The 18,739-nt window shown below is 58.3% G+C and carries 21 protein-coding genes; 15 read left to right on the top strand and 6 right to left on the bottom strand.

Annotation, left to right across the window (positions count from 1 at the left end):
* Nucleotides 1–8: 8 nt before the first annotated feature.
* Genes ACR0JX_RS00320 through gatC form a run of 4 tightly spaced genes read right to left on the bottom strand, consistent with a single transcriptional unit; the run spans nucleotide 9 to nucleotide 3,239 of the window.
* Nucleotides 9–773, bottom strand: a complete 765-nt coding sequence (locus ACR0JX_RS00320) for an N-acetylmuramoyl-L-alanine amidase (RefSeq protein WP_480540402.1) — start codon at nucleotides 771–773, stop codon at nucleotides 9–11.
* Nucleotides 718–1,422 (bottom strand): hypothetical protein, encoded by a 705-nt coding sequence (locus ACR0JX_RS00315; protein WP_480540400.1) that lies wholly within the window; start codon nucleotides 1,420–1,422, stop codon nucleotides 718–720. Before ACR0JX_RS00315 ends, ACR0JX_RS00320 begins: the two co-directional genes overlap by 56 nt.
* Nucleotides 1,423–1,460: 38 nt before the next feature.
* On the bottom strand, nucleotides 1,461–2,948 hold the full coding sequence (gatA, locus tag ACR0JX_RS00310; RefSeq protein ID WP_480540398.1) for an Asp-tRNA(Asn)/Glu-tRNA(Gln) amidotransferase subunit GatA: 1,488 nt from the start codon (nucleotides 2,946–2,948) through the stop codon (nucleotides 1,461–1,463).
* 3 nt (nucleotides 2,949–2,951) lie between these two features.
* Nucleotides 2,952–3,239, bottom strand: coding sequence for an Asp-tRNA(Asn)/Glu-tRNA(Gln) amidotransferase subunit GatC (gene gatC / locus ACR0JX_RS00305; protein ID WP_480540396.1), 288 nt, complete (start codon nucleotides 3,237–3,239; stop codon nucleotides 2,952–2,954).
* A gap of 228 nt (nucleotides 3,240–3,467) precedes the next feature.
* Between gatC and ACR0JX_RS00300 the strand changes: the two genes are divergently transcribed.
* The 3 genes from ACR0JX_RS00300 to ACR0JX_RS00290 all read left to right on the top strand — a co-directional run bounded on the left by ACR0JX_RS00300 (nucleotide 3,468) and on the right by ACR0JX_RS00290 (nucleotide 5,150).
* Nucleotides 3,468–3,626: a hypothetical protein gene (locus ACR0JX_RS00300; protein WP_170531829.1), complete on the top strand. Its 159-nt coding sequence runs from the start codon at nucleotides 3,468–3,470 to the stop codon at nucleotides 3,624–3,626.
* A 152-nt stretch (nucleotides 3,627–3,778) separates the two neighbouring features.
* Nucleotides 3,779–4,342, top strand: a complete 564-nt coding sequence (locus ACR0JX_RS00295) for a DUF4202 domain-containing protein (protein WP_480540394.1) — start codon at nucleotides 3,779–3,781, stop codon at nucleotides 4,340–4,342.
* 118 nt (nucleotides 4,343–4,460) lie between these two features.
* Nucleotides 4,461–5,150 carry an SGNH/GDSL hydrolase family protein gene (locus tag ACR0JX_RS00290; RefSeq protein WP_480540392.1) on the top strand — a complete coding sequence of 230 codons (690 nt, stop codon included), beginning with the start codon at nucleotides 4,461–4,463 and terminating at the stop codon, nucleotides 5,148–5,150.
* Here the strand turns inward: ACR0JX_RS00290 and ACR0JX_RS00285 are convergent.
* Complete coding sequence (locus ACR0JX_RS00285; protein ID WP_480540390.1) at nucleotides 5,131–5,808, bottom strand: ceramidase domain-containing protein; 678 nt, start codon at nucleotides 5,806–5,808, stop codon at nucleotides 5,131–5,133. The genes ACR0JX_RS00290 and ACR0JX_RS00285 overlap by 20 nt on opposite strands.
* A 59-nt stretch (nucleotides 5,809–5,867) precedes the next feature.
* Here ACR0JX_RS00285 and ACR0JX_RS00280 point away from each other — a divergent pair, with 59 nt between their 5' ends.
* Together ACR0JX_RS00280 and ACR0JX_RS00275 are read left to right on the top strand one after the other, a co-directional pair.
* Nucleotides 5,868–6,560 carry a metal-dependent hydrolase gene (locus tag ACR0JX_RS00280; protein WP_480540388.1) on the top strand — a complete coding sequence of 231 codons (693 nt, stop codon included), beginning with the start codon at nucleotides 5,868–5,870 and terminating at the stop codon, nucleotides 6,558–6,560.
* Nucleotides 6,560–7,726, top strand: a complete 1,167-nt coding sequence (locus tag ACR0JX_RS00275) for a M24 family metallopeptidase (protein ID WP_480540386.1) — start codon at nucleotides 6,560–6,562, stop codon at nucleotides 7,724–7,726. Before ACR0JX_RS00280 ends, ACR0JX_RS00275 begins: the two co-directional genes overlap by 1 nt.
* Here the strand turns inward: ACR0JX_RS00275 and ACR0JX_RS00270 are convergent.
* Nucleotides 7,723–8,175, bottom strand: a complete 453-nt coding sequence (locus ACR0JX_RS00270; RefSeq protein ID WP_480540384.1) for a nucleoside deaminase — start codon at nucleotides 8,173–8,175, stop codon at nucleotides 7,723–7,725. The genes ACR0JX_RS00275 and ACR0JX_RS00270 overlap by 4 nt on opposite strands.
* Here ACR0JX_RS00270 and ACR0JX_RS00265 point away from each other — a divergent pair.
* From ACR0JX_RS00265 to ACR0JX_RS00220, 10 genes are all read left to right on the top strand, one after another.
* Complete coding sequence (locus tag ACR0JX_RS00265) at nucleotides 8,174–9,052, top strand: pseudouridine synthase (RefSeq protein ID WP_480540382.1); 879 nt, start codon at nucleotides 8,174–8,176, stop codon at nucleotides 9,050–9,052. The two genes, ACR0JX_RS00270 and ACR0JX_RS00265, sit on opposite strands and share 2 nt — an antisense overlap.
* 174 nt (nucleotides 9,053–9,226) lie before the next feature.
* On the top strand, nucleotides 9,227–10,141 hold the full coding sequence (locus ACR0JX_RS00260; RefSeq protein ID WP_480540380.1) for a 5-bromo-4-chloroindolyl phosphate hydrolysis family protein: 915 nt from the start codon (nucleotides 9,227–9,229) through the stop codon (nucleotides 10,139–10,141).
* A gap of 30 nt (nucleotides 10,142–10,171) precedes the next feature.
* Complete coding sequence (locus ACR0JX_RS00255) at nucleotides 10,172–11,362, top strand: toxic anion resistance protein (protein ID WP_480540378.1); 1,191 nt, start codon at nucleotides 10,172–10,174, stop codon at nucleotides 11,360–11,362.
* A gap of 29 nt (nucleotides 11,363–11,391) precedes the next feature.
* The gene (locus tag ACR0JX_RS00250) at nucleotides 11,392–12,330 is read left to right on the top strand and encodes a DUF2927 domain-containing protein (RefSeq protein WP_480541728.1); all 939 of its coding nucleotides are present in this window, start codon (nucleotides 11,392–11,394) and stop codon (nucleotides 12,328–12,330) included.
* Nucleotides 12,331–12,353: 23 nt separating this feature from the next.
* Nucleotides 12,354–13,502: an SPFH domain-containing protein gene (locus ACR0JX_RS00245; RefSeq protein ID WP_480540377.1), complete on the top strand. Its 1,149-nt coding sequence runs from the start codon at nucleotides 12,354–12,356 to the stop codon at nucleotides 13,500–13,502.
* An 8-nt stretch (nucleotides 13,503–13,510) separates the two neighbouring features.
* Nucleotides 13,511–14,599, top strand: a complete 1,089-nt coding sequence (locus ACR0JX_RS00240; RefSeq protein ID WP_480540375.1) for a TFIIB-type zinc finger domain-containing protein — start codon at nucleotides 13,511–13,513, stop codon at nucleotides 14,597–14,599.
* Between the two features lie 66 nt (nucleotides 14,600–14,665).
* A complete protein-coding gene (locus ACR0JX_RS00235) occupies nucleotides 14,666–15,334 on the top strand; it encodes a nitroreductase (protein ID WP_480540373.1) in 669 nt (222 codons plus the stop codon).
* Between the two features lie 29 nt (nucleotides 15,335–15,363).
* A complete protein-coding gene (gene dtd, locus ACR0JX_RS00230) occupies nucleotides 15,364–15,801 on the top strand; it encodes a D-aminoacyl-tRNA deacylase (RefSeq protein WP_480540371.1) in 438 nt (145 codons plus the stop codon).
* Nucleotides 15,801–16,904, top strand: coding sequence for a DUF4147 domain-containing protein (locus ACR0JX_RS00225; protein WP_480540369.1), 1,104 nt, complete (start codon nucleotides 15,801–15,803; stop codon nucleotides 16,902–16,904). Before dtd ends, ACR0JX_RS00225 begins: the two co-directional genes overlap by 1 nt.
* Before the next feature lie 237 nt (nucleotides 16,905–17,141).
* Nucleotides 17,142–18,728 (top strand): ABC transporter substrate-binding protein, encoded by a 1,587-nt coding sequence (locus ACR0JX_RS00220; RefSeq protein ID WP_170531801.1) that lies wholly within the window; start codon nucleotides 17,142–17,144, stop codon nucleotides 18,726–18,728.
* Nucleotides 18,729–18,739: the final 11 nt, after the last annotated feature.

Genomic DNA, 18,739 nt, shown 5'->3' with positions numbered 1-18,739 from the left:
AAGCCCGACTAAACGTCCGCTCGGATACCGTCAAGTCGTTCCATCAACCCTGCCAACCTTTCGATATCTCCCATGTCCTTTTTGGACAGCGGACCGCTTCGCGTCGGAAAAAACCGACTTCTGAAGGCTTTCAGTAGATCTTCGGTCGGGGCTTCTGGATATCCCGCTCTCATCGCAGTGAACGCAAAGTGATTTTCATCTGGCGGCATTTCATCGAGACAAATTCCCTTGAGAAGCGTTGGCCCAACAGCCAGTCTGCCACGCGCAAGGCGGTCCCAATCAAACTTGGGTCCGGGATCAAATTTTCGCTGGGGTGCCATGTCCGAATGCCCGATTACATTCCATGGTTTGATCCCCAAACGGTCTTGAACATCCAACAGCAGGTTTTCCAAAACAGCCATTTGCAGTTCCGAAAACGGAACCTGCCCCGTATTGTCCAATTCGATCCCGATAGATCGCGAATTGGTGTCACGTCGCCCGCGCCACTCCCCTACCCCGGCATGCCAGGCACGGTCTTCTTCGCGCACCATTTGCCAAAGCGTACCATCATTGCCGATCAGGTAGTGTGCCGAGACCTCAGCCTTTGGGTCGCAAAGCCGATCCAGCGCCGCTTCTGCGCTACCCATCGCGGTATAGTGCAGGACAATTAGCTGAGGACTAAGCCCATCCCGTCGCGCGCCGAAATTGGGCGACGGATGCCAGATGGCTGAGGGGTGATCAGTTGCTGACGGCACTGCGGAACGGGCTGGGATCCCAGTTACAGGCAAAGCCATCCCCATCCGGATCCAGCCCCTTGCGGTCGCGCTGAGGGCCACCGCTGGTCAGAAACTCGATCTGTGCCTGATCCGCCGAGGGGAACCGAGCGCAATTGCGTTGTGCCTTGGCTTGCAGATTAAAGCCCGCCCGGCTGTAAAGCTGGGTTCCAACAGGGTTTGTGGTGCTGAGCGCATATTGCACGATATTGGGTTGGCCATCTGCGCCACGTTCGGGGACGGCGGTTGGGGCGACAACCTCGTAGGTTTCGCGATTTTGTTCAATCCGTGCCGCGTCAGATTCGATGCTGCGACGGCCCGAGACAGCCGCGAAATCCTGTTCGTCAGAAATCGCCGGATTGCTGGACGCTGGACCAGTTTGAACAGTCTGGCCCGAGGTGCTGGCCAGCGCAGCAGCAGCCTGGTTGGCGATATCCGCATTCTCACCAGTGGCGAGTGATTGCGGCAAGGCAGAACCTGGTGTGCCCAAGGGCTGTTGCGAGACATCGACTGGTGCCAGCAATGGGTTGTCGACGGTCCCTTGCCCGGCCAATTGTGCCTCACGTTGGGCCTGATAGGCTGGCGTGTTAAATCCCGTTCCCTGCACCGGTGCGACCGTATCGCAGGCCGCAACGAGGGCCATGACAGGAACCAAAGCAAAAACACGCATTCAACCGCTCCGTTACTCGTGATCAGGCAGTCTGAGACTTACCACCATTTTGCTGGCTTTGCCACAAACCCGGCGGCGTTTTCCAACGCATAGGCGGTGTTGAGCAGGTCGCCTTCATCCCAAGGCCGTCCGATCAGTTGCAGACCCAGAGGAAGCCCTTGTTTGTTGAGGCCTGCGGGTACTGAGATGCCCGGCAGACCGGCAAGGTTCACGGTCACAGTAAAGACGTCGTTCAAGTACATTTGAACAGGATCGGCCTCTGTCATTTCGCCCAAACCGAAGGAGGCGGACGGGGTGGCCGGAGTTAGGATCGCGTCGATGCCTGCGGCGAAGACATCCTCGAAGTCTTTCTTGATCAATGTGCGGACTTTGCGGGCGCGGTTGTAATACGCGTCGTAGAAACCCGCCGACAGCACGTACGTCCCGATCATCACGCGGCGCTGAACTTCGTGGCCAAAGCCTTCGGCGCGGGTTTTCTCGTACATTTCGGTGATGCCGTCGCCCTGCGCCAACTGCGCGCGGCGCCCGTAGCGGACACCATCATAGCGGGCGAGGTTCGAGGATGCCTCGGCAGGCGCGATCACATAGTAAGCGGGCAGCGCGTATTTCGTGTGCGGCAGCGAGATGTCGACGATCTCAGCCCCGGCGTCTTTCAGCATCGCCGCACCGTCGGCCCACAGCTTTTCGATTTCGGCAGGCATACCGTCCATGCGGTATTCCTTGGGGATGCCGATCTTTTTACCCTTGATGTCGCCGGTTAGCATCGCCTCGAAATTCGGCACGGCCAGTTCGGTGCTGGTCGAGTCCTTCGGGTCGTGTCCACACATCGCTTCGAGCATGATCGCCGCGTCGCGCACGTTCTTGGTCATCGGACCAGCCTGATCCAGCGAGGACGCAAAGGCCACAATGCCCCAGCGCGAGCAACGGCCATAGGTCGGCTTGATACCGGTGATGCCAACAAAGGCGGCGGGCTGGCGGATCGAACCACCGGTATCGGTGCCGGTCGCGGCCAGACACAGGTCAGCCGACACGGCGGAGGCCGAGCCACCCGAGGAACCGCCCGGTGTCAGCTGCGCGTCATCATTGCCGCGCCGCCAGGGGCTGACTGCGTTGCCATAAACGGAGGTTTCGTTGGATGAGCCCATGGCGAATTCGTCCATGTTCAGCTTGCCCAGCATCACGGCTCCGGCATCGGCCAGTTGCTGAGAAACGGTGGATTCGTATTCGGGCTTGAAGCCCTCCAGAATTTTCGAGGCCGCCTGTGAAGGCACGCCCTTGGTGCAGAACAGGTCCTTGATGCCGATCGGCAAGCCACACATAGACGGCGCTTCGCCGCCCTTGATGCGCTCGTCCGCTGCCTTGGCACGCTCCAGCGCGATTTCAGGCGTTTTGTGGACAAAAGCGTTCAGCGCGTCGGCGTCATCAATGGCCTTCAGGCAGGACTCGGTCAGTTCCACCGAGGTCACATCACCCTTGCGCAGCGCGTCGCGGGCCTCGGCCAGGCCCAGTTTGTTCAGATCGCTCATGTCTTACTCCACCACTTTGGGGACTGCGAAAAAGCCTTCGCGCGCGTCGGGTGCATTGGCCAGAACCTTGTCCTGCTGGTTTCCGTCTGTGACCACATCTTCACGACGCTTCAGGCGCATCGGCTCGACCGAGACCATCGGCTCGACCCCATCGACATCCACTTCGTTCAGTTGCTCGATGAACCCAAGGATGGTGTTGAACTCGGATGCCAGCGCCGGCAGCGCCTCATCCTCGACCTTGATACGGGCCAGTTTCGCCACCTTGGCGGCGGTGCTTTGGTCAATCGACATCGGAAACCCTCATATGCGTTAGGGGGCATTTACCTGTCTGTCGCCGCAGTCGCAAGGCCAGTAGGTCCCGACAGGGGACAAGTTATCGTGCCGGATTTCACCACCCATTCGCTGGTGAATAGCCGGTATGCACAAAAGTAAACCAATTAGTTCATTTTAAATCTTGAAAAACTAAACCGAACTGTTCATTTCATCTGTTGTGAAACGACACAAACCTGGAGACAGAACATGAAAAGCCTCATCACTGCCGTTACGTTGTCCGCCTCTCTTCTGGCCGCACCGGCCATGGCGATGGGCATCAGTTCACTGAACCTGACCCGTGATCTGACCTTCCCCACCCCGATCACCGAGCCGGTCACGCAGGATCAGGTCAAACCGGGCAAGTAAGCAGATCACCTGCCCCTCTGCCGGGTCAGATTCCCCCTCATCTGACCCGGCCATGTCAGAATCGGGTGCTGCACATGTTGTGGCATCTCGCTACGGTGGCTTATCAAGACTGTGAGGATCGCCAAGATCCGCAAAAGCCAACGGAGTAATACATGAGCGCGCGCAAACAAGCAGTTCTAGATGCCATTGACGCGGCCAATGCACATGATCCCAATATTGATGATGGCCAGCCCGAAGCTTTGCTGTATGGCAAACGCATGAGTGCAGAGATGGAGCGGCTGTTTCCCGAGGCCACGGACGCGCTACAGATTGCAGCGCGCGGACAGCATATCGAACGCTGGAAACTGGCGCGGAGCGAGTATTCCGAGGGTCGCGCAGGATATCTGGCCTGGCGCAAGGCGCAAGGTGTACACCACGCGGATGTGGTAATGTCCCTGATGGCCGAAGGCGGGTACAGCGAAACAGAGGTTGACGCCGCAGGCCGCATGTTGCGCAAGCAGGGCATCAAACGCGACGCCGAGGTTCAGGCACTGGAAGATGTAATATGCTTTGTCTTTCTGAAATGGTATTTCCAGCCATTCGCAGGCAAGCATTCCCCGGAAAAAATCCAGAGCATTGTCGAAAAGACCGCACGCAAAATGTCACCCGAAGGGCGCGCACGGGTTTTAGTTGAATTTGACCTGCCGGAGCACCTGGCTGCCGCCTTTCATGGCTGACACAGAGGCTGCGCTGAACCAGCTTCATTAATCGTGCGTTAACCAACGCCAGGTTAACTGTGCATGAACCATATTCAGCCCATATGGGCGCTTCTTAACTCCAATTTCCGAGTCAAAGATGTCCAGAAATCTGTATCTTGTCGTCGGCATTCTATTTGCCTTGGTCGGATGTCAGGAAATGCCTTCCAGCAAACCGGATGCAAAAGTCATTGCGATAGGCGATTCGCTGATGGCGTGGAACTCACCCTCGGGTTCATCTATCCCCGATGTTATCGAAGAGACGATTGGTGCCCCGGTCGTTGACCGCACAGTGTCTGCAGCTTGGCTGCAAACGAAATTTGACCCGAATGGCGCACCTGAATCTGGGGTTCAAGCGCAATATGCCGATGGCGATTGGTCATGGGCAGTTGTAAACGGCGGTGGTAATGATCTGATGCTGGGTTGCGGATGCACCCGCTGTGATGCCGTTCTGGACAATATGATCTCGGCTGATGGTCAGCATGGTCAAATACCGCAGTTCCTGAGCCGGATTCGGGCAACTGGCACCCGCGTGATTTATGTCGGCTACTTGCGCAGTCCCAATCTGATCACACCGATCGAACACTGCAAAGCCGAAGGCGACGAATTTGAAGCCCGCATTGCCAAACTGGCACAGCAGGATGAGGGGATTACCTTCGTCTCATCTCAGGATGTGGCGCAGCCCGGCGATGCCTCATATTTCTCGTTTGACCTGATTCATCCATCGCGTAAATCCAGCCGGATCATCGGTCAGCGCGTTGCAGCCGTTATCAAAGCGCAGGGTATTTGACGGCGCACGCTCGCATGCGGATCAAAACCCTGCGATAGGCCTCAATCATCCAACCGAGCATAGTGGCATTCAGGATATGCCACATGAAATGTGTGCCAATCGGAAACTGCGAACAGATCGGGTGATCCAAAGAACGGAACGTGATTGACAGGATCAGAATGAACGCGCCAATCGTCATATCCCTGGCAAACTGCGGTTGCCGGTCGCGCAGCAGATACGCGTAGATCAGGATCAACAAGGGCACTGGTGCATAAGCGGCCGAGCTGCCAAGGCCAGGCACCCACTGGAACAAAGGGATCGTCGCCGCTGCGTAGGGGACAAACAGAATGGCCCCGCCCAGCGCATATCCCCATGGCATACGCCAGATGTTTTTGTTTACGGCAAAGATGTAGATCAAGATGAACAGCAAGATCGGCGTGACATCGGCAACGGCCGCCCAAACCTGTGCATGGGTATGAAACAAATAGCTGCCGACACCGATGACTCCCAGTACCAGAACCAGCGCTATCGCAAGAGGCATGTCTTGCCCGCGCACCCGCCGCCACATGATAAAGGCCGAGATCAGAAAGGCAGCGTTGGTGATTGCATTGATCGGCTCAGCCCAATAAGCGGCTGACAGTCTTTCGCAATAGCTGTCGATTTCCTGCATCCAATCCATAGAATTTTACATAGCGGATGCTAGGCTGGTGCCAAGAGGCATTATCGGAGGATTTCAGTATGAACATCATTTGGTTGGGACATGGCAGTTTCCGCATCGAGACCGGGGGCCAGGTGTTGTTGATTGATCCCTGGCTGACGGGTAACCCGGTTCTGCCCGAAGACCAGCATGACGCCGCATTGGACGGGGCAACGCATATCTTGCTGACTCATACGCATTTCGACCACGTGGTCGATGTGCTGCCTTTGTCCAAGCACCTGAAGGTACCGGTTGTTGGCCAGTACGATCTGATGGGCTATTGGGCCGAGGCCGAAGAGATCGAAACCATCGGGTTTAACAAAGGCGGAACCGTCAACCTGAACGGAGTCAAGGTTACAATGGTTCCTGCTTCGCACAGTTCCACATTCTCCACACCTGACGGGCTGAGGACTGGCGGTAGCGAGGTCGGCTATATGATCGCCGCCGAGGGGCGCATGCTTTATGTGTCGGGCGATACGGACATCATGGCCGACATGGATTGGATGGGCGATTATTACAAACCCGATATCGGCATCCTCTCGGCGGGTGGCCATTTTACCATGGATATGAAGGCGACGGCCTATGCCGCCAAGCGATATTTCGACTTTAAGACGGTGATCCCCAGCCACTACAAGACCTTCCCGATACTGGAACAATCCGCCCAGGCGCTTGTCGACGGGTTGCCTGGGGTCGATGTGATAGAACCCGAGGTTATGCAGGCAATCTCCCTCTGATGCCGGCCTCGGATTTCAGCACGCAGGAATACGCGCACCGTTTGGCCAAGACCCGTACAGCGATGGCGCAGCGCGGGGTTGAGACTTTGCTGATCACTGATCCCTCCAACATGGCCTGGCTGACGGGCTATGACGGGTGGAGCTTCTATGTTCCCCAAATGGTGATCCTGCCTGCGAAAGGCGCGCCCCTTTGGTGGGGGCGCACGCAAGACAAGGCGGGGGCGGCCCAGACCACATGGCTGGACCCGTCTGACCTGCTGGACTGGCCCGAAGAACATGTTCAGCACCCTGATCACCACCCCGTCGACGCGCTGGTCACTACGCTGCGCGATCGAGGTTGGAACACCGGGCTGGGTGTCGAGATGGACAACTATTACTACTCGGCCGCCAGCCACCAGGTTCTTGAACGCGCCTTTGGCGAATTGATCGACGCCACCGGCCTTGTGAACTGGCAGCGTGCGGTCAAAAGCGAGGCCGAGATCGCGATGATGCGCAAGGCGGGTCAGTTGACGGCGCATATGCACGAAGTATTGCGTGCGACATTTCGTGAAGGTCTTCCCAAAAACCAACTGGTTGCCGAAGTGCAAGCGGCAGGCATTGCCGGACTTCCCGGCTTGGCTGGGGACTACCCTGCGATTGTGCCAATTGCGCCGTCGGGCCGCGAAGCCTCGGCCTCGCATATCACTTGGAACGACAGGCCTTTGGCACGTGGCGAGGCAACCTATTTCGAAATCTCGGGCTGCTATCGCCGCTATCACTGTCCAGTCAGCCGCAGTCTGTTCCTGGGTAACCCACCAGACGATATCCGCCGGGCTGAAGCAGCAGTTCTGGCCGCGATTGAGGCAACTTTGGCAGCCGCCCGCCCCGGCACCACATGCGAGGAAATCGCCGCCTGCGTTTATGACAGCTTTGCCCGTGCCGGATATGAGAAGCGCAACCGCACTGGATATCCGATTGGGCTCAGCTATCCGCCCGACTGGGGCGAGCGCACCATGAGTCTACGGCCCGGTGACACAACGGAACTGCAGGAAAACATGACGTTTCATTTGATGCCAGGTCTGTGGACACCGGATTGGGGTTTGGCGATTACCGAAAGCTTTGTCGTGACCCCCAATGGCGGGCAACCACTGGCCGATATCCCACGCGAGATTGTGGTGAAGCCTTAAGCGCGTTGCGCCGCGAAAAAACTTCTCAGCAATTCGGCGGATTCCTCTGCGGCGATACCGTCATAGATTTCGGGCTGATGATGCGCCTGCGGGTGCGAAAACACCCGCGCACCATGGGCAACACCACCCGATTTCGGATCGGACGCGCCATAGTAAATGCGCCGGATACGGGCCGCGGCCATCGCTGCAGCGCACATCGCGCAAGGTTCCAGCGTGACATAAAGGTCATGCCCAGGCAGCCTTTCTGAGCCAGCTTCGGCGCAGGCGGCGCGCAAGGCCAGTATTTCGGCATGGGCCGTCGGGTCGTTCAATTCGCGCGTCCGGTTCCCTGCGGACGCCGCGACGCGACCATCGGGAGTGACGATAACGGCACCAACGGGAACTTCACCCCGCTCAGCGGCTGCGCGTGCCTCGACCAGTGCCTTGTCCATATGTGATCTGAACACCATGCCCCTGACTGCCTCAGAAACCTGCCTTTCGCAAGCGGACGCGATGAGGTATGGCCGGGTCATGAGCAATACCCCTCCTCCCGGCGACCGGATCGCCAAAGTGTTGGCCCGCGCAGGCATCGCCTCGCGACGCGAGGCTGAACGCATGATCGAAGCAGGTCGCGTCGCGGTCAACGGCAAGGTGATCGACAGCCCCGCCCTGAACGTGACCGGCAAAGACAAGATTGTCGTCGACGGCAAACCAGTTTCTGAACCCGAACCCTCGCGCCTGTGGCTTTATCACAAGCCGACCGGTCTGGTTACAACGACCAAGGACGAAAAAGGTCGCGCGACGATTTTCGACGAATTGCCCGAGGATATGCCGCGTGTCATGTCCGTTGGGCGACTGGACCTGAACTCGGAAGGCCTGTTGCTGCTGACCAATGACGGCGGCATCAAGCGTAAACTGGAACTGCCCTCAACCGGTTGGCTGCGCAAATACCGCGTGCGGGTCAACGGGCGCCCCAAGGAAGAGGATTTTGCCCCCTTACGCAAAGGGCTTGTGATCGACGGAGAGCGGTTCCAGCCTATGACCGTGTCACTGGATCGCCAGCAAGGTGCGAATGCCTGGCTGACAATCGGTCTGCGCGAAGGCAAGAACCGAGAGATTCGCCGCGCAATCGAGGATATCGGTTTCACCGTAAACCGTCTGCTCCGCGTCTCGTATGGCCCCTTTCAGTTGGGGGATCTGAAACCCGGTCAGGTTGAAGAGGTCCGCCGCCGTGTCATGCGCGATCAATTGGGGCTGGATGGGGATGCCAAACCCGAGGGCACCGCCAAACGAACCACGCGCCTGAAGCGAAAACGGCCGGCGATCGGCAAGAAACCCCGCAAGTGATGCGGGTTTAGCAACCTTCCCCCTAGCGCCAAGCCTGCGTATCCCCTAGATTTTCTGGGAACGCTGCGATTTGGGGGGCTGAATGTCCGGGAGCGGAGTGCAAAAACTGGCCTATGCGGCCCTGCTGGTGCTGTTGTTCGGCGTCTGCACCGGGCTGCTGGGGGGGCTGTAGCCATGGCCAAACGGTTTGGTGGCAAATACAGCCCGCAGGGAGGGTCTGAACCAGATGGACCACCGCCGCGCGGCCAGTTTGATGGGGCGCGGGTTGAGCCTGCTGGTGCACGGGCCAACGTCCTGTTCATTCCAGCGATCCCGTTGGTCTTTTTGTCGTTGAATGATGGCGCAATTGGCATGACCATGGGCCTTGTGGCCGCTGGCTTGCTGACCGCTGCGGCGTTCTTGCTACGTGAGGGACTGCGGGCTGAAGCTGCCTACAACGCACGCAAAACCGCCCGCCGCCCGGCCTTTCCGCGCAAGATCTTTGCCAGCATACTGACCGGTCTCGGCACCGCGCTGGCCGCTTATCGAAGCGAGTATCTGAATGCCGAGGCCGTTGGCCATGCCAGCCTGTTGGCGCCAGTGTTGTTCGGCACAGCGGCCACTGTATTGCATTCGGTCTCCTTTGGCTTTGATCCGCTGAAGCACAAAGGCATGGAAGGCATCGACACATTTCAGCAAGATCGCGTGGCCCGCGTGGTTGATGATGCCGAAAAGCATCTGACCCAGATGACCGATGCGATCAAACGCGCCGGTGATCGCCGGATCGAAGCGCGGGTTGAACGGTTTCAGGACACAGCCCGCGATCTGTTTCGCACGGTCGAAGAAGACCCGCGCGATCTGGCTGGAGCGCGAAAATACCTGACCGTCTATTTGCAAGGTGCACGCGATGCGACCGTCAAGTTCGCCGATGTTTATGCCCGCACCCGAGACGGTCAGGCCCTGGCTGACTATTCGGCTCTGCTGGATGATCTGGAACAGAATTTCGCCGCGCGTACGCGCAAAATGCTATTGGATGACCGCAGTGATCTGACGGTCGAAATTGACGTGTTGCGCGACAGGCTGCAGCGCGAAGGCGTCCGGTTGGACTGACCGGCCACACAGTAAGCGAGGAACATCCCCATGTCCGATGAGATCAAGAACAAGGCGGTCGAAGCCGAAACCCTGGTGCAGGAAGTCACTGCCGTCGCCCTGCCCGAACCAACGACCGAGCTTGTCTCGCTGGAAGAAGCCGACGAACCAGTCGGGGCTGAGATTCGCAAACGCATGGGCGAAATCGACATGGATGACACCAACTCGATCGTGTCTTTCGGATCTTCTGCTCAGGCCGAGTTGCAGGAAATCAGCCAGGCCATGCTGGCCGATGTGCGCAACAAGGATGTGGGCCCCGCCGGGGATAGCCTGCGCAATATCGTGACCACGATCCGTGGGTTCTCAGTCAGCGAACTGGATGTTCGACGCGAACGCAGTTGGTGGGAAAAACTGCTGGGCAAGGCCGCGCCTTTTGCCAAGTTCACCGCGCAATACGAAGAGGTTCAAAGCCAGATCGACCGCATAACGGACAATCTGCTGAGCCACGAACATACACTGCTCAAAGACATCAAATCACTGGACCTGCTGTATGAAAAGACGCTGAGTTTCTATGACGAATTGGCGCTATATATTGCAGCGGGCGAAGAGAAGCTGACCGAGCTCGACAGTCATGACATTCCTGAAAAGGAAGCCGAGGTTCAGGCCGCGCCTGAGGAAGAACAGGTGATGAAGGCGCAGGAACTTCGTGATCTGCGCGCCGCGCGGGACGATCTTGAACGCCGGGTACATGACCTGAAACTGACCCGTCAGGTGACAATGCAGTCGCTGCCATCAATCCGCTTGGTTCAGGAGAACGACAAATCGCTGGTCACCAAGATCAACTCAACCCTGGTGAACACCGTGCCCCTGTGGGAAACCCAGCTGGCACAGGCCGTCACCATTCAGCGCAGCGCCGAAGCTGCGGCTGCTGTGCGGGATGCCAATGATCTAACCAATGAACTTCTGACCGCAAACGCCGCCAATCTGCGCGAAAGCAACAAGATGATCCGCGAAGAGATGGAGCGTGGTGTCTTTGATATCGAGGCCGTCAAACAGGCCAATGCCGATCTAATCGGAACGATCAATGAAAGCCTAGCTATCGCCGACGAAGGCAAAGCCAAGCGCGCGGCAGCCGAGGAAGAGCTTAAGAAGATGGAAACCGAACTGCGCGACACGCTTGCTGCTGCCAAAGCACGACGCGATGGAACTGGCGACAACGCCGGAACAGCCGTTCCAGGATAAGGCAGGCAGGGGTGCGGCCTTTGACCCATATGAAGCTGGGCCTCGGGGTCGCTGCGCTGCTGACACTGGTCGGCTGTGAAGAGGTCCTGACGCCGTCTGCCGCGCCGGAACCGCGCCCAGTGCCCCCGCCGCCAGCGGCCAATGCCTATGTGCCACCGACTGCCGCCAGTCAGGATCTGGCGCGTTTCTATCAACGTATCGAGCGCGACTTGTTGGCACGCGGTTTATTGCGAACTGACGGGGGCGGCCCGGATACGCCGTATGATGCGAGCGATCTGGAACGTAACTTCGAGGCGATTGCATTCTATAGCGAATACCCGAACCACAGTATTTCAATCGGATCGCGCCAGACTGACGGGCAGCTCAGCCGTTGGGTTGGCCCCGTTCGCATCCAGACCGAGTTTGGACCATCGATACTGCCGGCCACACGCCAGAAAGATGCCACAGATGTGCAATCTTATTCGGCGCGACTGGCGCGGCTCACCGGGCATTCGATTTCGATCGTCACTCGCAAGCCCAATTTCCACGTATTCTTCGCGGGTAAGGATGACAGTGCCTATGTGGTGTCTCGCCTCAGGCAGTTGATTCCAAACATAAGCCAAGCCTCGCTTGACCTGGTGGCCAACCCTCGTTCGAATTTCGATTGTTTTGTGTTCGCCTCGGCGAATACCTCATCGCCTAACAAATATGTGCGAGCGGTCACCCTGATACGGTCCGAGCTGCCAGATCTGGTGCGGCTCAGTTGTATTCACGAAGAGATTGCGCAAGGTCTGGGCCTGTCCAATGACAGCCCCGCCGCGCGCCCGTCCATCTTTAACGACGATGACGAGTTCGCACTGCTGACAAGTCATGATGAGAAACTGCTGCAAATGCTTTACGATCCGCGCCTCAAGCCCGGTGTATCGGTCGATCAGGCCCGCCCCGTGGTGCGGATCATTGCGCGTGAACTGATGGGTCAGCCGCTCTGACCCCTAAAGACAGGAGACCCCAAATGGGAATTTTCGATTTTTTGACCGGAGAGTTCATTGATGTCATCCATTGGGTGGATGACACCCGCGATACCATGGTCTGGCGGTTCGAACGCGAGGGGCACGAGATTAAATACGGTGCCAAGCTGACTGTGCGCGAAGGTCAGGCGGCCGTTTTTGTGCACGAGGGGCAATTGGCGGATGTGTTCACGCCCGGTCTTTACATGCTTGAAACCAACAATATGCCGATCCTGACGACCCTTCAGCATTGGGATCACGGCTTTCAGTCGCCATTCAAATCCGAGGTCTATTTCGTCAACACCACCCGGTTCAACGACCTGAAATGGGGCACGAAGAACCCGATCATGCTGCGCGATCCGGAGTTCGGCCCGACGCGGATCCGGGCCTATGGCACCTATACCGTGCGGGTGAAGGACCCGGCCAAATTTCTGGTCGAGATCGTCGGTACCGATGGTGAATTCACCATGGACGAGATCAGCTTTCAGATCCGCAACATCATCGTGCAGGAATTTAGCCGCGTGATCGCGGGATCGGGCATCCCGGTTCTGGATATGGCGGCCAATACCGCCGACCTGGGCAAGCTGATCGCGGCTGAGGTGTCGCCCGTGTTGGATAGCTACGGGTTGGAAATGCCCGAGTTCTACATCGAGAACATCTCATTGCCACCCGCCGTCGAGGCCGCTTTGGACAAGCGCACCTCGATGGGACTGGCGGGTGATCTGGGCAAGTTCACCCAGTATTCAGCAGCTGAGGCTATGACGGCAGCGGCCAATAATCCCGGTCAGGGTGGCGGCATGGGTGCGGGCCTTGGCATGGGAATGGGCATGGCGATGGCCAATCAAATGGCGAACATGGCAGCGGGCCAACCGAGCGGCCCGTGGGGATCTTCCGCCCCCGCTGCCCCACAACCGGCTGCACAGATGGCACCGCCTCCCCCGCCCCCGGTTGAGCATGTGTGGCATATCGCAGTAGACGGTCAAACAACCGGGCCGTTTTCCAAGGCCAAGATGGGCCGCATGGCCGCTGAAGGAGAGTTAACGCGCGACACCCATGTCTGGACAGCCGGTCAGGATGGCTGGAAAAAGGCCGGCGACGTGCAGGAACTGGCGCAGTTGTTTACCATCTTGCCGCCTCCTCCGCCCGGAGCCTAAGCCGCACGATGACCGAAGAACACCGTTTCCCCTGCGCCCAATGCGGCGCGGATTATCGGTTCAGTCCGGGTGATGGCACGCTAACCTGTGATCATTGCGGTCATTCCGAGCCAATTGGCTCGGGGCCGTGGGGCGGTGCAAGCCTACGCGAGCTGGATTTTGATGCCGCGCTTGCGGATCGGCTGCCCGACAGTGAGATCGAAGAAACGCGGGTTCTGACCTGTTCCAACTGCGCCGCTCAGGTCGAGTTTGACCCAAACACTCACGCCGCTGAATGCCCGTTCTGCGCGACACCCGTAGTGACAGATACCGGGGTGAACCGCCATATCAAACCAAAGGGCGTGCTGCCTTTTGCGCTGGATGAACGTACAGCCCAGAAAGCCATGAATGATTGGCTGGGCAAGCTGTGGTTTGCACCGAATGGATTGCAGGAGTACGCACGCAAAGGGCGCAAGATGCAGGGTATTTATGTGCCCTACTGGACCTTCGATGCGGATACCAAATCCAGCTATCGCGGCGAGCGCGGGGTGGTCTATTACGAAACCCGCACAGTGATGCGCGATGGCAAACGGGTTCAGCAACAGGTGCCCAAGGTCCGCTGGACCCCCAAATCCGGTCGGGTTGCGCGGTTCTTTGACGATGTTCTGGTGCTGGCCTCTCATTCCTTACCCAAAAGCTACACAGATGCGTTGGAGCCCTGGGATCTGCCCGCTCTGGAACCGTATCAGCCCGAATACCTGGCCGGGTTCCGGGCCGAGGCCTACACAGTCGAGTTGCGTGATGGGTATACCGAAGCGCGCCATCATATGTCCCGAGTGATCGAGCGGGATGTGCGCTTTGACATTGGTGGAGACCGACAGCGCATTCATTCGGTTGAGACCGATGTCAGAGATGTGACCTTCAAGCATATCCTGCTTCCGGTCTGGATGGCCGCCTATAAGTACCGGGGTGAAACCTACCGTTTTGTCGTCAACGGTCGCACCGGGCGCGTCCAGGGCGAACGGCCTTGGTCTACGGTCAAGATCGCGATTGCTGTGGGGCTGGGCCTGATCGTCGCGGCCGGTGTTGGCTATCTGGTGGCGACGGGTCAGCAATAGCCCCCCTTGCGCAGGATCGGGGCTGCGGCCATCTTCAGCCGGAATTCTGCAAAGGAGAGCGCGTTTATGACATTGTCTGCTTTGAATAATTTGCTCGAGCAGCGACATTCCTGCCGGGCTTTTCGCCCGGACCCGGTTCCCACGCAGCAGATAGAGCAGATCGTCGCCAGCGCCTTACGCGTGCCCAGCTGGTGTAATGCGCAGCCCTGGCAATTGGTGATCACACGAGGTGAGGAAACAGACCGCTTCCGGCAAGCCTTGCGAAACGAGGTTGCAACCGGACAGCCCGCCGCTGACCTGCCCTTCCCGACCTCCTATTCCGGCCCTTATCAAGACCGCCGCCGCGCCTGCGGTTGGGCTCTTTATGAGGCGGTCGGCGTCGAGCGTGGCGACCGGGATGGGTCCGCAAAGCAAATGATGGAAAACTATTCGCTGTTTGGGGCACCCCATTGCGCGATCCTGTCCAGCCCGGCTGAACTCGGCCCCTATGGCGCAATGGATTGCGGCGGCTTTGTCACCGCCTTCACACTGGCAGCCCAAGCGCTTGGAATTGCTAGCATACCTCAGGCGGCAGTTGCCGCTTATGGGCCGTTTCTGCATCGATATTTTGATATCCCCCAGGATCGCCTGATCCTATGTGCACTCTCATTCGGGTATTCCGATACGGACCACCCGGCCAACAGGTTTCGGACGGATCGTGCTGCCTTGGGTGACATTGTCGATTGGCACGGTTAAACCCACCGGGAATACTGGGGAGAGAGCTATTGCGTGCGCTTCTACAACGCATTTCACAGGCCCGCGTTTCGGTGGATGGAGCAATTGTCGGACAATCTGGTCCGGGGCTGATGGTTTTGGCCTGCGCCATGCAGGGCGATACCGAAGAGCATGCGGAAAAGCTGGCTGCAAAGATTGCCAAGCTGCGTATCTTCAAGGATGAGGCGGGCAAAATGAACCGCTCGATCCTCGATACCAGTGGGTCCGCGTTAGTGGTTAGCCAGTTCACGCTGGCCGCAGACACTTCGCGCGGCAATCGCCCGGGCTTTGCCAACGCTGCCTCTCCCGAGGATGGTGAGCGTCTGTATCTGGCCTTCGCGCGATACCTGTCGTCTCACGGCATTGCCGTCGAGACCGGGCAATTCGGCGCAGATATGGCAGTTGAACTGGTTAATGACGGCCCGGTTACGATCTGGATGGAAAACTGATGACCCGCATTGAACAAGCAATCGAGTTTTGGAAGTCAGGCGTTGCGGCGGTTGATGGTTTCACAGCCACCAAGACAGCCTTGCCCGGTGTCGCGCAGCCCGATCGCATCCTCGCCGTTGGAAAACCCGCCGCTGCAATGGCGCGTGCGGCATTGGATCAGTTTGGCGACGTACCGACGCTTGTCGTCACCAAAGATGATCATGGGCGCGATCTGCCCGTAGGTGTCGAGGTGATAGAAGCCTCGCATCCTGTGCCGGATCAACGCAGCCTGAACGGTGGCCGCGCCCTACGTGAAGCGGTTGAGGCGATGGAACCAGGCTCTCATCTATTGCTGTTGGTGTCGGGGGGCGCGTCTTCGCTGGCCGAAGATCTTGTGCCGGGGAAATCGCTTGAAGACCTTGCCGAATTGAACCGCCACTTGCTGGCGGAAGGGTTGGATATCGTGGCGATGAACGCTGAACGGCGGAAGTTGTCGCGGGTCAAAGGGGGTGGGCTGCTGTCTCACTTCAACGGCGCGAAGGCCACGGTGTTGGCGATTTCTGATGTGCCCGGTGACGATTTGAATGTGATCGGGTCAGGCATCGGTGCCCTACCCCAGACCTATGAGTTCGACGCAACCGCCCGCATCGTCGCCTCAAACGCCCATGCCCGGGCGGCGGCTGCAAAGGCCGCACAGACAGCGGGCCTGCAGGTATGGGCAAATGAAGAAGCCCTGCATGATGATTATCTGGCCGTTGCGGCAGATGTGGGATCGAAACTGCGCGGCATGGAAAGCGGTGCGATGGTGTTTGGCGGTGAGCCCACTGTTGTTCTGCCTCCCACCCCCGGTCGGGGCGGTCGAAATCAGGCGTTGGCGCTGGCGTTGGCCAAAGAAATCGCTGGTCTGGAAGGGCTTACCGTTGTTGTGGGCGGAACAGATGGCACAGATGGTCCCACCAAAGCGGCAGGCGGTGTTGTGACTGGAACGACCTGGACAGATAGCGCCCAAGGTGCCCTGAATGCAGCAGATAGCGGCACTTATCTGGAACAGGCCAATGCGCTGTTGGTGACTGGACCCACCGGAACCAATGTAATGGACCTGATTGTCGCAATCCGCGACTGATTTGGCGTTTCTCATGCTACCAAGCAGATTTCATTCGCCATCTTTGTCTGATCGCTACCCACGGCACCGTCAGCTACATGTTCGAATGGCCAAAATCAAAGAAACACAGCGCCATGCGCCACACGTCCAAGTGAGATATTAAATCTTGCCGGGCTGGCCCAAATGCGCCAACGTTGACTCATGCGTCAATAACAAGCCCTTGAAGGGCAATATTCACTCAACTGGGAGAGATTACAGATGAAAGAACAACTAACCCATATGGCAGGCCAGGTCACAGCGGGGAAACTGACGCGCCGTGAGTTCATGGGCAAAGCTGCCGCTCTGGGCGTGTCGGCCGCTGTCGCCAGCACGATGTTCGCCGATGCTGCGCGTGCCGCCAGCCCGAAGAAAGGTGGCGTTCTGAAATTCGGCCTTCAGGGCGGCGAATCCACCAACTCGCTTGATCCGGCCACCTATGCAAGCTCGGTTCCGTTCCAGAACGGTAAGCAGTTTGGTGACCAGCTTGTCGAAGTTGCAACGGATGGCACCATCGAACCACGCCTGGCGGAGAGCGTCGAAGGCAGCGCCGATGCGAAGGTCTGGACCTTCAAACTGCGTCAGGGCGTTGAGTTCCACAACGGCAAAACCATGACCAGCGAAGACGTGCTGAAGACCATGCAACGCCATTCGAACGAAGATTCGCAATCCGGTGCGCTGGGTATCATGCGCGGCATTGAGTCGATGAAGGCCGATGGCGACAACTTTCAGGTCACCCTGAACGAGCCAAATGCTGACCTGCCCTATCTGTTGGCGGACTATCACCTGATCGTCCAACCCGATGGTGGCATGGAAGATCCAGGTGCTGGCATCGGCACCGGTCCTTATCAGGTCGAGGTCAACGAGCCTGGCGTTCGTCATACCTACAAAAAATTCGCCAACCACTGGAACTCTGATTTTGGACATTTTGACGGCGTTGAAATCGTCGTCATCAACGACGCGACTGCTCGGACTGCCGCGCTGCAATCCGGCCAGGTTCACGCGATCAACCGGGTCGAGCCCAAGGTGGCCGATCTGCTGGGACGCGCACCCAACCTGACCGTGCATTCGACAGCAGGCCGTGGCCACTATGTGTTCATCATGCATTGTGACACTGCACCATTCGATGAAAACGAACTGCGCCTGGCGCTGAAGCATGCGATCAACCGTCAGGAACTGGTTGACAAAGTGCTGCGCGGCTATGGCTCAATCGGTAATGACATGCCGATCAACGCCGCCTATCCGTTGTTCGACGGCTCGATCCCGCAGCGTGAGTTCAGCCTGGAAAAAGCCGCCGAGCACTACCAGAAATCCGGCCATGATGGATCACCCATCATCCTGCGTGTTGCTGATGGTGCCTTCCCGGGTGCCGTGGACGCCGCAGCCCTGTTCCAGCAAACGGCCGCACAGGCAGGCATCCCACTGGAGATCAAGCGCGAACCCAATGATGGCTACTGGTCCGAGGTCTGGAACGTTCAGCCGTTCTGCGCCTCGTATTGGGGTGGTCGTCCGGTGCAGGATCAAATGTATTCGACAGCCTATCTGTCGAGTGCGGACTGGAACGACACGCGCTTTAAAGTACCCGCTTTCGACGAGCTGCTGTTCTCTGCACGTGCCGAGCTGGACAACGACAAGCGCAAGGACATCTACAGCCAGATGGGCCAGATGGTCCGCAACGAAGGCGGCCTGATCTGCCCGATGTTCAACGACTTTGTTGAAGGTGTCAGCAATGATCTGGCCGGTTGGGAAACTGACCCGACCCAAGAGATGATGAACGGCAACATGTCCCGCAAGATGTGGTTCGCGTAACTCGGGCCACG

Source organism: Ruegeria sp. AH7, assembly GCF_056541325.1.
Note: the sequence above shows the minus strand (reverse complement) of the source record. Positions and strands in the feature narration are given on the sequence as shown.

What these genes read in the sequence shown, in the direction of transcription:
- ACR0JX_RS00280 (WP_480540388.1), top strand. Translation starts at nt 5,868, where the DNA reads ATGAACATCATTTGGTTGGGACATGGCAGTTTCCGCATCGAGACCGGG.
- ACR0JX_RS00260 (WP_480540380.1), top strand. Translation starts at nt 9,227, where the DNA reads ATGGCCAAACGGTTTGGTGGCAAATACAGCCCGCAGGGAGGGTCTGAA.
- ACR0JX_RS00295 (WP_480540394.1), top strand. Translation starts at nt 3,779, where the DNA reads ATGAGCGCGCGCAAACAAGCAGTTCTAGATGCCATTGACGCGGCCAAT.
- ACR0JX_RS00225 (WP_480540369.1), top strand. Translation starts at nt 15,801, where the DNA reads ATGACCCGCATTGAACAAGCAATCGAGTTTTGGAAGTCAGGCGTTGCG.
- ACR0JX_RS00315 (WP_480540400.1), bottom strand. Translation starts at nt 1,422, where the DNA reads ATGCGTGTTTTTGCTTTGGTTCCTGTCATGGCCCTCGTTGCGGCCTGC.
- ACR0JX_RS00320 (WP_480540402.1), bottom strand. Translation starts at nt 773, where the DNA reads ATGGCTTTGCCTGTAACTGGGATCCCAGCCCGTTCCGCAGTGCCGTCA.
- ACR0JX_RS00275 (WP_480540386.1), top strand. Translation starts at nt 6,560, where the DNA reads ATGCCGGCCTCGGATTTCAGCACGCAGGAATACGCGCACCGTTTGGCC.
- gatA (WP_480540398.1), bottom strand. Translation starts at nt 2,948, where the DNA reads ATGAGCGATCTGAACAAACTGGGCCTGGCCGAGGCCCGCGACGCGCTG.
- ACR0JX_RS00285 (WP_480540390.1), bottom strand. Translation starts at nt 5,808, where the DNA reads ATGGATTGGATGCAGGAAATCGACAGCTATTGCGAAAGACTGTCAGCC.
- ACR0JX_RS00265 (WP_480540382.1), top strand. Translation starts at nt 8,174, where the DNA reads ATGCCCCTGACTGCCTCAGAAACCTGCCTTTCGCAAGCGGACGCGATG.
- gatC (WP_480540396.1), bottom strand. Translation starts at nt 3,239, where the DNA reads ATGTCGATTGACCAAAGCACCGCCGCCAAGGTGGCGAAACTGGCCCGT.
- ACR0JX_RS00235 (WP_480540373.1), top strand. Translation starts at nt 14,666, where the DNA reads ATGACATTGTCTGCTTTGAATAATTTGCTCGAGCAGCGACATTCCTGC.
- ACR0JX_RS00255 (WP_480540378.1), top strand. Translation starts at nt 10,172, where the DNA reads ATGTCCGATGAGATCAAGAACAAGGCGGTCGAAGCCGAAACCCTGGTG.
- ACR0JX_RS00240 (WP_480540375.1), top strand. Translation starts at nt 13,511, where the DNA reads ATGACCGAAGAACACCGTTTCCCCTGCGCCCAATGCGGCGCGGATTAT.
- ACR0JX_RS00290 (WP_480540392.1), top strand. Translation starts at nt 4,461, where the DNA reads ATGTCCAGAAATCTGTATCTTGTCGTCGGCATTCTATTTGCCTTGGTC.
- ACR0JX_RS00250 (WP_480541728.1), top strand. Translation starts at nt 11,392, where the DNA reads ATGAAGCTGGGCCTCGGGGTCGCTGCGCTGCTGACACTGGTCGGCTGT.
- ACR0JX_RS00300 (WP_170531829.1), top strand. Translation starts at nt 3,468, where the DNA reads ATGAAAAGCCTCATCACTGCCGTTACGTTGTCCGCCTCTCTTCTGGCC.
- ACR0JX_RS00270 (WP_480540384.1), bottom strand. Translation starts at nt 8,175, where the DNA reads ATGGTGTTCAGATCACATATGGACAAGGCACTGGTCGAGGCACGCGCA.
- ACR0JX_RS00220 (WP_170531801.1), top strand. Translation starts at nt 17,142, where the DNA reads ATGAAAGAACAACTAACCCATATGGCAGGCCAGGTCACAGCGGGGAAA.
- ACR0JX_RS00245 (WP_480540377.1), top strand. Translation starts at nt 12,354, where the DNA reads ATGGGAATTTTCGATTTTTTGACCGGAGAGTTCATTGATGTCATCCAT.